This is a genomic window from Mycolicibacterium parafortuitum (genome assembly GCF_002086815.1).
Classification (GTDB): domain Bacteria; phylum Actinomycetota; class Actinomycetes; order Mycobacteriales; family Mycobacteriaceae; genus Mycobacterium; species Mycobacterium parafortuitum.
In genome coordinates this window covers 143,498-156,503 of sequence record NZ_MVID01000005.1, presented here as the reverse complement: position 1 = coordinate 156,503, position 13,006 = coordinate 143,498, and the positions used below count along the sequence as shown (strand labels likewise).

At 69.1% G+C, this 13,006-nt stretch carries 14 protein-coding genes; 8 read left to right on the top strand and 6 right to left on the bottom strand.

Translation table 11 applies throughout. The features are described 5' to 3' along the window. Window positions 1–13: 13 nt before the first annotated feature. From BST38_RS08920 to leuA, 4 genes are all read left to right on the top strand, one after another. Window positions 14–1,210 (top strand): NAD(P)/FAD-dependent oxidoreductase, encoded by a 1,197-nt coding sequence (locus BST38_RS08920; protein ID WP_083142915.1) that lies wholly within the window; start codon window positions 14–16, stop codon window positions 1,208–1,210. A gap of 11 nt (window positions 1,211–1,221) precedes the next feature. Further along, window positions 1,222–1,881 (top strand): helix-turn-helix domain-containing protein, encoded by a 660-nt coding sequence (locus tag BST38_RS08915; protein ID WP_083142914.1) that lies wholly within the window; start codon window positions 1,222–1,224, stop codon window positions 1,879–1,881. 19 nt (window positions 1,882–1,900) lie between these two features. Continuing rightward, the gene (locus BST38_RS08910; RefSeq protein ID WP_083142913.1) at window positions 1,901–3,061 is read left to right on the top strand and encodes a hypothetical protein; all 1,161 of its coding nucleotides are present in this window, start codon (window positions 1,901–1,903) and stop codon (window positions 3,059–3,061) included. A 166-nt stretch (window positions 3,062–3,227) separates the two neighbouring features. After that, window positions 3,228–5,048 carry a 2-isopropylmalate synthase gene (gene leuA / locus BST38_RS08905; protein ID WP_083142912.1) on the top strand — a complete coding sequence of 607 codons (1,821 nt, stop codon included), beginning with the start codon at window positions 3,228–3,230 and terminating at the stop codon, window positions 5,046–5,048. Here leuA and BST38_RS08900 read toward each other — a convergent pair. Then, a complete protein-coding gene (locus BST38_RS08900; protein WP_083142911.1) occupies window positions 5,017–5,649 on the bottom strand; it encodes a class I SAM-dependent methyltransferase in 633 nt (210 codons plus the stop codon). The genes leuA and BST38_RS08900 overlap by 32 nt on opposite strands. A 73-nt stretch (window positions 5,650–5,722) precedes the next feature. On the opposite strand from BST38_RS08900, the gene BST38_RS08895 reads away from it, so the two are divergent. Then, window positions 5,723–6,580, top strand: a complete 858-nt coding sequence (locus BST38_RS08895) for a helix-turn-helix transcriptional regulator (RefSeq protein ID WP_083142910.1) — start codon at window positions 5,723–5,725, stop codon at window positions 6,578–6,580. On the opposite strand, the gene BST38_RS08890 is transcribed toward BST38_RS08895, so the two are convergent. Continuing rightward, the gene (locus BST38_RS08890) at window positions 6,567–7,568 is read right to left on the bottom strand and encodes a DEDDh family exonuclease (RefSeq protein ID WP_083142909.1); all 1,002 of its coding nucleotides are present in this window, start codon (window positions 7,566–7,568) and stop codon (window positions 6,567–6,569) included. The two genes, BST38_RS08895 and BST38_RS08890, sit on opposite strands and share 14 nt — an antisense overlap. 77 nt (window positions 7,569–7,645) lie before the next feature. Between BST38_RS08890 and BST38_RS08885 the strand changes: the two genes are divergently transcribed. Further along, on the top strand, window positions 7,646–8,866 hold the full coding sequence (locus BST38_RS08885; protein ID WP_083142908.1) for a Mur ligase family protein: 1,221 nt from the start codon (window positions 7,646–7,648) through the stop codon (window positions 8,864–8,866). Then, entirely contained in the window at window positions 8,863–9,579 is a 717-nt protein-coding gene (locus tag BST38_RS08880) for a type 1 glutamine amidotransferase (protein ID WP_083142907.1), read from the top strand. Before BST38_RS08885 ends, BST38_RS08880 begins: the two co-directional genes overlap by 4 nt. 1 nt (window position 9,580) lies before the next feature. Here the strand turns inward: BST38_RS08880 and BST38_RS08875 are convergent, their stop codons facing one another. The 3 genes from BST38_RS08875 to BST38_RS08865 all read right to left on the bottom strand — a co-directional run bounded on the left by BST38_RS08875 (window position 9,581) and on the right by BST38_RS08865 (window position 11,527). Next, window positions 9,581–10,465: a hypothetical protein gene (locus BST38_RS08875; RefSeq protein WP_083142999.1), complete on the bottom strand. Its 885-nt coding sequence runs from the start codon at window positions 10,463–10,465 to the stop codon at window positions 9,581–9,583. Between the two features lie 113 nt (window positions 10,466–10,578). After that, the gene (gene recR, locus BST38_RS08870) at window positions 10,579–11,190 is read right to left on the bottom strand and encodes a recombination mediator RecR (protein ID WP_083142906.1); all 612 of its coding nucleotides are present in this window, start codon (window positions 11,188–11,190) and stop codon (window positions 10,579–10,581) included. Between the two features lie 4 nt (window positions 11,191–11,194). Next, a complete protein-coding gene (locus tag BST38_RS08865) occupies window positions 11,195–11,527 on the bottom strand; it encodes a YbaB/EbfC family nucleoid-associated protein (RefSeq protein ID WP_083142905.1) in 333 nt (110 codons plus the stop codon). Between the two features lie 118 nt (window positions 11,528–11,645). Between BST38_RS08865 and BST38_RS08860 the strand changes: the two genes are divergently transcribed. Next, window positions 11,646–12,383 (top strand): Rv3717 family N-acetylmuramoyl-L-alanine amidase, encoded by a 738-nt coding sequence (locus tag BST38_RS08860; RefSeq protein WP_083142904.1) that lies wholly within the window; start codon window positions 11,646–11,648, stop codon window positions 12,381–12,383. A gap of 84 nt (window positions 12,384–12,467) precedes the next feature. Here BST38_RS08860 and BST38_RS08855 read toward each other — a convergent pair whose 3' ends face one another. Beyond that, entirely contained in the window at window positions 12,468–12,914 is a 447-nt protein-coding gene (locus BST38_RS08855; RefSeq protein WP_083142903.1) for an SRPBCC family protein, read from the bottom strand. Window positions 12,915–13,006 lie beyond the last annotated feature (92 nt).

Below are 13,006 nucleotides of genomic sequence, written 5' to 3'. Positions count from 1 at the left end.
GGAGACAATCCCGATGAGCGAGACCGCGGACGTCGTCATCGTCGGCGGCGGTCTGGAGGGCACCGCCGCGGCCTGGGCGTTGAGCCAACGTGGCGTCACCGATGTGGTTGTCGCCGAACGCAACACGGTCGCATCCGGGATGACCGGCAAGTCCAGCGGGATCGTGCGCTGCCATTACGGTGTCAGCTCGCTGGCCGCGATGGCCGCCACCGGGCTGGAGGTGTTCGAACAAGCCGAGGACATCTTCGGCACCGACATCGGGTTCCGCCAGACCGGTTACGTCGTCGGGGTCGGCGAACAGAACGTCGATGCCCTGCGTAAAAGCCTTGCCGCACAACGCTCCGTCGGCGTCGAGACCGAGGAGATCGACAAATCCGAGGTCGCGAAGCTGTGGCCGTTCGCCGACCTGACCCCGTTCGCCGCGTTCGGCTGGGAGGCCCGCGGCGGCTACGGGGACGCCTACCAGACCGCGCAGGCGTTCTCGGCCTCGGCGCGTGCGGCAGGCGTGCGGGTCCGCCAGGGCACCGCCGTCGCCGGGCTGCTGGTCGACGGGGACCGCGTCACCGGGGTGCGCCTGGCCGACGGCACCGAGATCTCGGCGGGCACGACCGTCGTCGCCACCGGCGTGTGGACCCGGCCGTTCCTGGCACCTCACGGCATCGACATGCCGATCAAGGTGATCCGCGAACAGATCGTGATGATCGATCCGGGCATCGATGTAGGGAAGGTACCTGTCTTCTCCGACCTGGTGTCGCTGCAGTACGTGCGGCCCGAGGTCGGCGGCGAGATCCTGTTCGGCAACAGCGACCTGCCCGGCTACGACGCGATAGACCCGACGGATCCGGACAGCTACCTCAACCGCGCCACCGACGATTTCGTCGACCTGACCGTCGACAAGGTCGGCACCCGCTTCCCCGGCCTCCCCGATGCGTCGATCTCCAGCAGCTACGCCGGCTGCTACGACGTCACCCCCGACTACAACCCGGTCATCTCCCGCGGACCGTTGGACGGGCTGGTGCTCGCGGTCGGGTTCAGCGGTCACGGCTTCAAGATCGCGCCGGCGGTCGGGCGACTGGTCGCCGACCTCGTCGTCGACGGGCACAGCAGCGACCCGCGCATCCCGGCATCGGACTTCCGGTTCTCCCGCTTCGCCGAGGGCGATCCGCTCAAGACCCCCTACCCGTACGTCGGAGCGGGACAGATGCGCTAGACAGGAGCATTGTGGCCTCCACTGACGATGACGTCCCGCTGCTCCGGAACACCTCGGGCACCGCTCGTGAACGCGACCCCGCTGCCCCGGTCGAGGAGCTGGAGATCGAGGCGGCGATCGGCCGCAACGTGCGTCTGCTGCGCCAGCAGCAGGGACTGACCGTCGCCGAGACGGCCGCCAAGGTCGGTATCTCGAAGGCCATGATGAGCAAGATCGAGAATGCCCAGACCTCGTGCAGCCTGTCGACGCTGTCGCTGCTCGCGAAGGGCTTCGATGTCCCGGTCACGAGCCTGTTCCGCGGCGCCGACGTCGAGCGGCCCGCCGCATTCGTCAAATCCGGGACCGGAGCGCGGATCGTGCGGGAGGGCACCCGAGAAGGCCACGACTACCAGTTGCTGGGTTCGCTGCGAGGCGAGCACAAGCGGCTGGAGTGCCTCGAGGTCACGCTGTCGGAGAAGAGTCAGACCTACCCGTTGTTCCAGCACCCGGGCACCGAGTTCATCTACATGCTCGAAGGCGTGATGGACTACAGCCACAGCCGGTCGGTGTATCGGCTCCATCCAGGAGATTCGCTGCAGATCGACGGCGAGGGGGCCCACGGCCCAGTCGACCTGGTCGAGGTCCCGATCCGGTTCCTCTCGGTTATCGCTTTCCCAGACTCACAGGTTTGACACAGGTAATAATTACCGGGTGTCGAGCGTCGACCTAACCCGGTTCGTGCTCCAGGAGACCACACTCGGCGCCATCACCTCGTGGCTGCCGTGGGAATCCGAGCTCAGTGACCTCGCCGTCGGGAACCCTGCTTTCGCCGCGGCGCGCGCCGTCGTGCTCGACGGTGACCTCGACGCGGGCGACCTCGACCTGAACCTGGACAACCTGTACCCGAACGACTTCGACCAGCCCCTGCCGTTCCTGCTGCTGATCCGCGGATCGGTGCGCGCCCGCGCGATCGTCAACAGTGATTTCGACGGGGGCACCCACCTCGTCGTGCTCGGTGATCTGGAGGCCGACTACCTGATCACGTTCGACCAGGAAACCTTCGTCGGCGGGGCGCTGCGGCTGCGCCGGGCCTGGTGGGGGGTCGGCGAGGCCGGGAACCTGATGGTCCGGGGGCCGATCTCGGCGCCCGCATTGATCGCCGACGGCTACCGCGTCGACGACGAGCGGATCCGGCGCCGCCACGGCGTCAGCAACACCGCGTTCCTGTTCCGCGACGCCACCGACTTCCTGCCCAGAGCACATGCCTGCTGTGTGATCACCGACAAGTACGTCGCCGACGAGGACATCCACGACGGGGACGTCCACGACGGGGCGCTGCCGCCGAACGGCGTCGCCGACTGGGTCGAGCCGATCGAAGTCCTCGATGCCGTGACCGGTGGCCAGGACCCGTTCGCCGATCCGATCTGCGATCCCGCCGAGGACCTGTTCGTCCCCGAACCCGAACTGCTGGGCTGCTCGGGGACCGAACTGCACGACCGCTTCCACGCCGAGGTCTCCCCGGAGTCGATGGACGCGGTGCTGCTGCACCCGCTGGTGGTCAACCGGTGCGCGACCTACGACCACGACCTGATCGACGAGGACCGCAAGTACAGCGTCCGCGCGGCCACCGGCGGTCTGCCCGCCAGGCTGACGATCATGCGGGTCATCAGCGACCCCCACCTGCGGTACCGGTTCCACCATTTCGAGACCCGCGAATCCGACTGCGGCACAACTTGTGTCGAACTTCTCACCCAGAAGGCACTGGGCGCGGAGTTCGAACCCGAACCGGTGCCGCGCCACCACGTCGACCACTACATCGACGCGCTGAGCTGCTTCCGGCGGCTGCGCGAATTCCTGGCCGCCTCCGTCTGAGACCGACTCTGTTTGGGGTTCCGAGGGCCGCGGAGTACAGTGTCTCGCGTGCAGCGTGTGCTCCTTCTCGGACGCCGCGACGGGGTCTGATCCAGACCGGCCTCCCGTCGCGGGTGTTCGCGATGCGCCGGTCTGAAGTTCCCCAAGAACCAAACCGGAGCACCAAATGACTGAGAATTACAACCCTTCTGCCGATGCCTTCTCGTCGGTACGCACCATCTCCACGCCCGCGGGTCCGCCGCATCCCGGCCAGCCCGCGTGGAACACCCAGCGCGGTTCGCAGATGCCGGTGCACCGGTACCGGAGTTTCGACGAGGAAGTCGAGCCCATCCGGCTGCCGGACCGGACCTGGCCGGACAAGATCATCGACACCGCGCCGATGTGGTGCGCGGTGGATCTGCGCGACGGCAACCAGGCCCTGATCGACCCGATGAGCCCGCAGCGCAAGCGCCGGATGTTCGACCTGCTGGTCCGGATGGGCTACAAGGAGATCGAGGTCGGTTTCCCGTCGGCGAGCCAGACCGACTACGACTTCGTCCGCGAGATCATCGAAGACGGGGCGATCCCGGACGACGTCACCATCCAGGTCCTGACGCAGTGCCGCCCCGAGCTGATCGAGAAGACGTTCCAGGCCTGTCAGGGTGCGCCGCGCGCGATCGTGCACTTCTACAACTCGACGTCGATCCTGCAGCGGCGCGTGGTGTTCCGCGCCGACCGCGAGACGGTCAAGAAGATCGCCACCGACGGCGCGCGGATGTGCGTCGAGGAGGCCAAGAAGTACCCGGGCACGCTGTGGCGCTACGAGTACTCCCCCGAGTCCTACACCGGCACCGAGCTGGAGTACGCCGTCGACGTGTGCAACGCGGTCGCCGAGGTGATCCAGCCGACACCCGAGTGGCCGCTGATCGTGAACCTGCCCGCGACCGTCGAGATGGCGACCCCGAACGTGTACGCCGACTCGATCGAGTGGATGAACAGGCACCTGACCCCGCGGGACTCCATCATCTTGAGCCTGCATCCGCACAACGATCGCGGAACGGCTGTCGCCGCAGCCGAACTGGGTTACGCCGCGGGCGCCGACCGGATCGAGGGCTGCCTGTTCGGCAACGGTGAGCGCACCGGCAACGTCTGCCTGGTGACGCTGGGGCTGAACCTGTTCTCCCGTGGCGTGGACCCGCAGATCGACTTCTCCAACATCGACGAGATCCGCCGCACCGTCGAGTACTGCAACCAGCTGGCGGTACCCGAGCGTCATCCCTACGGCGGCGATCTGGTCTACACCGCGTTCTCCGGCAGCCACCAGGACGCGATCAACAAGGGCCTGGACGCGATGAAGTTCGACGCCGACGCGGCCGACAAGGACGTCGACGATCTGCTGTGGCAGGTGCCCTACCTGCCGATCGACCCGAAGGACGTCGGGCGTACCTACGAGGCCGTGATTCGGGTGAACTCGCAGTCCGGCAAGGGCGGCGTCGCCTACATCATGAAGGCCGATCACGGTCTGGCCCTGCCGCGCCGGCTGCAGATCGAGTTCAGTCAGGCCATCCAGAAGATCACCGACGGCGAGGGCGGCGAGGTCTCCCCGAAGGAGATGTGGGACGCGTTCTACGACGAGTACCTGGCGCCGATCACCCCGCTGGAGCGGATGCGGCAGAAGGTGGACGCCGCCGAGGTCGACGGCGGCACCGACACCATCACCGCGGTCGTCAAGATCGACGGCGAGGAGCGTGAGATCGTCGGCGCGGGCAACGGCCCGCTGGCGGCGTTCGTCGACGCGTTGGGTGCGGTCGGCTTCACGGTGAATGTGCTGGACTACTCCGAGCACGCGATGTCCGCCGGCGAGGAAGCCCAGGCCGCGGCCTACGTGGAGGCCGAGGTCGGCGGCAAGACCGTATGGGGTGTCGGGATCGCGACGTCGATCACGACGGCCTCGCTGCGCGCGGTCGTCTCCGCGGTCAACCGGGCTGCCCGGCAGGGCGTGGTCTGACCGCCGCATCGGTTCGCACGGCGCGTAGGAACGTCACCGGCCCGAACACCCGGAGCCGCCGGTGCCCCAGCACTGTGGTCTCGAACCCGGCGGCGGCGACGGCCCTCGGCAGGTCGGCGCCTCTGACATCGGCGATGTGCAGTAGCCCGCCGGGTTTCAGGACGCGCCAGGCCTCGGCCAGCGCGGCGGCCGTCACGTCGTCGTCGAGGTGGTGCAGCATCAGCGAGGACATCACCCGGTCGAACGACGCGTCGGGGAACGGCAGCCGCTGCGCGTAGGCGGTCTCGAACCTGACGCGCCCGGCGCCGACCTTGCGGCGGGCGCGGGCGAGTGCGCGCGGATCGGGGTCGACGGCGGTGATCCGCGCCGCCGGCGCGGCGCGCATTGCGCGTAGTGTCACATTCCCTGTGCCACAGCCGATTTCCAGCACCTCTCCGGCCAGGTCGGCCTGTTCGATCAGCTCGTCGTAGACGCGGTGCGCGCCGAGCGCGCGGACCAGCAGGTCGTAGGCGGGCAGAAAAGCGTCGTGCCCGGCGGCGGGTAGGTAGTCGTGGCGGTTACCCCGCGACGGGGTCGGCTGTTTCGGAGGATTCTGTGTCATACGGTCCATGCTGTTCGCTGCCCGGCAGCCGATGTGGACCGCTGTTCGGTGATATTGGGACTATCTTCGACTCATGGCCGAGCTCGCCCGGTTCGCCGGCCGCCGTCAGGGGATTGCGGTCTACGCCTACCCGCGCGATCATTCCCGCGCGCCGGTCTCGGTCCTGACACTCGGGCCCGGAGCACTTCCCGTGCACACCACGCACATTCACGAGTTCCCTGTGCTGATCTGCCGGCCCGGCGCGGGGCTGGTCGACGTGGTGGCCGCGGGTACGCCCGTCGATCCGGCGGCCGCCGACGCCCGCGCCGGGTCGGTGGCGGTGTTCTTCGATCCGGCCGCGCTCGGCGACGGCCCACGCTCGCCGTGGCCGACGTGGCGGGTTCATCCGCTGCTGGCGCCGTTCCTGCACGACCGGTACGACGGCGTGCTGCGGCTGCGGATCCCGCCGACCCGGCGTCGGTTGTGGCGCAACGGAATCGACGCACTGCGTACCGAGCTCACCGAGCGCCGAGACGGCTACGAACAGGCGGCGCTGGCGCATCTGACCGTGCTGCTGATCGACCTGGCGCGCATCTCCGACGATCTGCCCGGCGATCTGCGCCGCAGCAACGAGCCGGTGCTGGCCCAGGTGTTCGACGTCATCGAGCGCCGCCTCGGCGAACCCCTGTCGCTGCGAGACGTCGCCGACGAATGCGGTCTCACCGCAGGACATCTCACGACGCTGGTGCGGCGGCGCACCGGACGCACCGTCGGCGCGTGGATCGTCGAGCGACGGATGGCCGAGGCGCGGGCACTGCTGCTCGGCACCGACCTGAGCATCGGTGAGGTGGCCCGCCGGGTCGGCATGGCCGATCAGGGGTACTTCACTCGGCAGTTCCGTCGCGTCCACGGTACGTCGCCGCGGGTGTGGCGTCGGCTCAGAACAGCGTGAACTGATCCCCCGACGGGGACGGCTCGGCGAACTCCTCGACGGCGGACCCGCCGATCACCGCGTCCAATTGGCGGACGAACTCGGTGCTGGAAAGCGTCGGCACCCCGAGTTCGTTCGCCTGATACCCCTTGCCCTGTTCCGGGGCGGCGATGTCGCACACCACCAGTGAGGTGAAGTCGTCCACCGCCTCGGTGAATGCGAGCCCGGCGTGCAGGATCCGCTCGACGAGCTCCTCGTGGGTGTGTCCGACCTCCGCCGACAGCGCGACCCGCATGCCCTGCACCAGCGGCCTGCCCGGCACGAACCGGCCGGGATGTGCGTACGGGCACGGCATCCTGGCGGCCGTCGCCTTCAGTGGCCGGAACTCGTCGTGGGTGACCCGGCCGTTGGGCCAGGTGCGGCGCGTCACCGGATGCACCGGCAGCCACTTGCGGCGCTCCTGAGCCCGCACCAGCACGGGTTTGAGGATCTGCGCCAGCACCATCGCGTCGTCGAGCGCATCGTGCGGCTTCATCTGCGTCACGCCCCAGTGCGCGGCCAGCGTCTCCAACCGCAGATTCTCCAGACCGAGATCGAGGCGGCGCGCCAACTCGACGGTGCACATCACCGAGTCGATCGGCAGCGCGGCGCCGACCAGCTCGGCCTCGGCGGTCAGGAACGCGTAGTCGAAGCCGACGTTGTGGGCGACCAGGGTGCGGCCCCGCAGCACCTCGCACAGGTCGGTGACGACGTCGGCGAACGTCGGCTGGCCCTCCAACATCTCGGCGGTCAGACCGTGCACGTGGGTGGGGCCGGGATCGACGCCCGGGTTCAGCAGGCTGTACAGGCTCTTCTCGACATTGCCGTCGTCGGACAGCGCCAACGCCGCGACGCTGACGACGCGGGCCTGACCCGGCCGGAATCCCGAGGTTTCGACGTCGACGACCGCCCAGCCCGCGCCGTCCTCGTGGGCGGGCCTGCCCCAGCGAGTGACAGCGGTTGAGCTCATGATCCGAGGATGGCACGGGCCGCTGACAAGCCCCGCTCCATCGCCCGCGTGTCGGCGGCTCTTCTAAACTGCCGGGAATGGTGACTGGACGCGGACGGCTCGCACTCGCCGCAGGCGCGGGCGCACGGTGGGCGTCCCGTGTCACGGGGCGAGGAGCCGGCGCCATGATCGGCGGCCTCGTCGCGATGACGCTGGACAAATCGATCCTGGGCCAGCTCGCTGCGGGCCGGCGCACGGTGGTGATCACCGGCACCAATGGAAAGTCCACGACCACGCGGATGACCGCGGCGGCGCTGGCGACGCTGGGCCCGGTGGCCACGAACTCCGAGGGCGCCAACATGGACGCCGGGCTGGTCGCCGCGCTGGCCGCCGCCCCGGACGCGCATCTGGCCGCCCTCGAGGTCGATGAGATGCACGTCCCGCACGTCTTAGACGCAGTGCCTGCCGCGGTCATCACCTTGCTGAACCTGTCCCGGGACCAGCTCGACCGCGTCGGCGAGATCAATCACATCGAGCGCACGCTGCGGGCCGGGCTGGCACGCCACCCGTCGGCGGTGGTGGTGGCCAACTGTGACGACGTGCTGATGACGTCGGCGGCCTACGGCCATCCGCACGTGGTGTGGGTGGCCGCGGGCGGCGGCTGGGCCAGCGATTCGGTGAGCTGCCCCCGGTCCGGGGAGACGATCGTCCGCGACGGCGGGCACTGGTATTCGACGGGCTGCGAGTTCAAGCGCCCGGACCCGGCCTGGTGGTACGACGACACCCACATCCACGGACCGGACGGGTTCACACTGCCGATGGCGCTGGCGCTGCCCGGCGCCGTCAATCGGGGCAACGCGACGCAGGCGGTGGCCGCGGCGGTGACGCTGGGCGCCGACCCGGCGGCCGCGGTCGCCGCGGTGTCGAGGGTGGACGAGGTCGCGGGCCGGTACCGGACGGTGCAGATCGGCGCGCACACCGCGCGGTTGCTGCTGGCGAAGAATCCCGCGGGCTGGCAGGAGGCGCTGTCGATGCTCGACCGCGACGCCGCCGGGGTGGTGATCGCGGTGAACGGCCGGGTGCCCGACGGCGAGGACCTGTCGTGGCTGTGGGACGTCCGGTTCGAGCATTTCGAATCGGTGCCCGTCGTGGCGGCCGGTGAACGCGGCACCGACCTCGCGGTGCGGCTCGGTTATGCGGGAGTGGAGCACACGCTGGTCCACGACACGGTCGCGGCGATCGCATCCTGCCCGCCGGGGCACGTCGAGGTGCTGGCCAACTACACCGCGTTCCTTGCACTGAACAGGCGTATCTCGTGAGCGAATCGACGGTGGGGATCGGGCTCGTCCTGCCCGACGTGATGGGCACCTACGGCGACGGCGGCAACGCGTTGGTGTTGCGGCAGCGGTTGCGGCTGCGCGGCATCGATGCCGAGGTCACCGAGATCACCCTCGACGATCCGGTGCCCGCCGAACTGGACCTGTACACCCTCGGCGGCGCCGAGGACTACGCACAGCGACTGGCCACCAAGCACCTGATCCGTTACCCCGGCCTGCAGCAGGCGATTTCGCGGGGTGCACCGGTGCTGGCGATCTGCGCCGCGATCCAGGTGCTGGGGCACTGGTACGAGACGTCGGCGGGTGAGCGGGTCGACGGCGTCGGCGTGCTGGACGTGACGACCTCACCGCAACCGGAGCGCTCGATCGGCGAGGTCGCCGCGGCACCGCTGATCGACGGCCTGACGCAACCGCTGACCGGATTCGAGAACCATCGCGGCGGAACGGTTCTCGGCACCGACGCCCGACCGCTGGCGTCGGTGACCAAGGGCGACGGCAACCGCGCCGGCGGCGGAATCGACGGTGCGGTGCAGGGCAGCGTCGTCGCGACCTATCTGCACGGCTGCTGTCTGGCCCGCAACCCGGAGCTGGCCGACCACCTGCTGACGCAGGTGGTGGGAACACTTGCGCCGCTGCATCTTCCGGAGGTCGACCGGCTACGCAAGGAACGTTTGGCGGCCCCGCGGCGGGTGTGAGCTACGCGGCAACGATCCCCGCTGATGCGGACGCGCGCAGCGTGAGCGGGCATCCTCTGCTTCGCAAGGCGATCTCGACGCGCTTCAGCCAGGCCGCCGGCTTGTCCTCGGCGATGACGCGGACGACGATCCACCCCCGTTCCTCGAGCATCCGCAGCCGGGCGATGTCCTTGACGTACTGAGCGCGGTTCTTGCGATGGTGGTCACCGTCGTATTCGACGGCCACGCCGAACTCGTCCCACCCCATGTCGAGGAAGGCGACGGGTTTCGTGCCGGCAAGCACCGGGATCTGGGTCTCCGGCTTCGGAAATCCGTTGTCCATCAGCGTCAGCCGAATCGTGCTCTCGCGCGGTGACGCAGCACCGCCGTCCACGAGCGGAAGCAGTTCGCGCAGCTGGATCACTCCCCGGGCGCGCGGGTGTCGTTCGGCGAGGGTGAGAACGTCGTCGATCTCGTAGCGCTGGTTCCACATCAGAGCGTCCAGCCGCACCAACGCCTCGGCTCTGTCGAGAAGGCGCCCCAGGTCGAACGCGGTCCTGACGCGCGTGGTGACGGGCAGGCCCGATCGGCGTGTCACCTCGTCCGCGGCGAGCGTCTCGGTGCGCAGGATCAGGCCGTCCTGGGGTCTGCCCTTCGCTCCGGTCAGCTCGATCGGGATCGTGAGATCCACCCAGGGTGCACCGTGCAACGCCGCCGCGGTACGGCCCGAGATCACTCCCTTGCGTCCCGTGGCCAGCCACGCGCCGATGGCCCGGTCACGCAGCGTGACCTCGATGCCGTTGCGTACGAACACCCCGCGGTAGAGCCGCGTGTAGTCGCGCGCGAGTTCGTGACGCGTCGCGACGCCGGCCCTGACCGCTTCACCACCCAGAATCACCCGGTCCATGGCTGTCATGGTGCCGCCTGCCACCGACATGTCCCCAAATCCACCTTTTGCAGCGAAAGTGCGAGTAACCGCCTGCAAAAAGTGGATTTCGGCGTACTTCGTCGCGGAGTTCGTCAGGCCATCGCGCGGCGGCCGGCCAGCGCGCGGCCCAGTGTGAGCTCGTCGGCGAACTCCAGGTCCCCACCCATCGGCAGCCCGGACGCGATGCGCGTCACGGAGAGCCCCGGGATGTCGCGCAGCATCCGCACCAGATAGGTCGCGGTCGCCTCCCCCTCGGTGTTGGGGTCGGTCGCGATGATGACCTCGGCGACGTCCACGCCGTCGACACGTTCACCGATCCTGTTCAGCAGCTCGCGAATCCGCAGCTGGTCCGGCCCGATCCCGGACAGTGGATCCAGCGCGCCGCCGAGCACGTGGTAGCGGCCGCGGAACTCCCGCGTGCGCTCCACGGCCTGCACATCCTTGGGTTCCTCGACGACGCAGATCAACGACGCGTCCCGGCGCGGATCACCACAGATGCGGCACCGCTCCTCGTCGCTGACGTTGCCGCACACCGCGCAGAACGTGACGCCGTCGCGCACCCGGTTGAGTACCGCGGTCAGCCGGTCGATGTCGGGCGGCTCGACCGACAGCAGATGGAACGCGATCCGCTGGGCACTCTTGGGCCCGATCCCGGGCAGCTTGCCGAGCTCGTCGATCAGATCCTGGACAGGTCCTTCGAACAAAAAGTCACATCCCCGGCAGCCCGAGGCCGCCCATGCCGCCCGCGAGCGGCCCCAGCCGGTCGTGCGCCAGGATGGTGACCTGCTTGGCGGCGTCGGCGATCGCCCCGACCACGAGATCCTGCAGGGTTTCCGGGTCAGCTGGATCGATCACCTTGGGGTCGATCGCGACCCCGGTCACCTCACCGCTGCCCTTCATCGTCACCTGCACCAGACCGCCCCCGGCCTGCCCGTGCACCTCGGAGTTGGCCAGCGCCTCCTGGGCTTCCATCAGCTGCTGCTGCACCTGCTGGGCCTGGGCGAGGAGGGCTGACATATCGGGTTGTCCACCGGGCTGCATGGCTGATCCTCTGTACGGGTTTGGTTGCGTCACGGTCTCGACTTGGTTGCGCTCGCCCTGAAGCGGCACTTTGGGGTTCCAGCCTAGTCCGCGGTGGGGCTACCGTGTCGCCGTGCCCATGCCAGCCAGACTGCGTGTCGGGGCCGCGGTGGCCGCCGGGATGCTCGCCGCGTCGACGATCCTCACCGGACCGGCTCAGGCGGCGCCCACCAACATCGCGGGGAAGATCGTCTTCCTCGACCCCGGCCATCAGGCCTCGATGGAGGGGCTCAGCCGCCAGGTGCCCACCGGCCGCGGCGGTACCAAGGCGTGCCAGGCCAGCGGCACCTCCACCGAGGACGGTCTCTCCGAGCACACCTTCGCGTGGGACACCACGCTGCGCATCCGCCAGGCGCTGACCGCGCTCGGGGTGCGCACCGCGATGTCCCGCGGCGACGACACCGGTCCGGGTCCGTGCGTCGACGAGCGCGCCGCGCTGGCCAACTCGGTCCGGCCCAACGCCGTCGTGTCGATCCACGCCGACGGCGGCCCGCCCACCGGGCGCGGCTTCCACGTGCTCTACTCGTCGCCGCCGCTGAACGCCGCGCAGGCCGGGCCCTCGGTGCAGTTCGCGAAGGTGATGCGCGATGCGCTCGCCGGGTCCGGGATTCCGCCGGCCACCTACATCGGCCAGCAGGGCCTCAACCCGCGCACGGACATCGCCGGGCTCAATCTGGCGCAGTACCCGTCGATCCTCGTCGAGCTCGGCAACATGAAGAACCCGGTCGACTCGGCGCTGATGAAGACCGCCGAGGGCAGGCAGCGTTACGCCGACGCGGTCGTGCGCGGGATCGTCGCGTTCCTGGGCCAGTCCTAACCGCCTCGCGAAAACGCCACCCCGGTAGTCGCCGGGCGCATCTCGCTACCGTGATGGCGGTCTCGCGAAGTGTCGGGGGGAAGGTCAGGGCTTGGCGCCCTCGACCTCACGCTTGAGGTTGGCCAGCACCTCGGCCTGGATCTTGCGCAGCCCCAGCGGAGCGAAGGTCTTCTCGAAGAAGCCGCCGATGCCGCCGGCGCCCTGCCACGACGTCTTGACCGTCACCGACGAGCCCGGACCCGCCGGTGCGACGGTCCAGTTGGTCACCATCGACGAGTTCGCGTCCTTCTCGATGACGGTGCGGCCGGCGACGTCGACGGAGGCCTTGACGTCACGGGACCGGGACTTGGTCGCCTGCAGCTTCCATTCGGCGACGGTGCCCGCGCCCTGACCGCCTTCGAGCACCCGGTAGCCGCTGTAGTGCGCGGAGAGGATCTTCGGGCGCATGGCCTGATAGTCCGCGACGGCGCCGAGCACCGTCTCCGGGTCGGCGTCGATCAGGACCGTGCTGGACGCGCTGACCTGTCCCATCAGTGCAAACTCCTTGTCAAGCGGGGGTCACAGTTGTCTTTGCAGTGTCTGTGAGCCGGGCGAGTGCGGTCGCATCAGCTTCCACTGCGGAC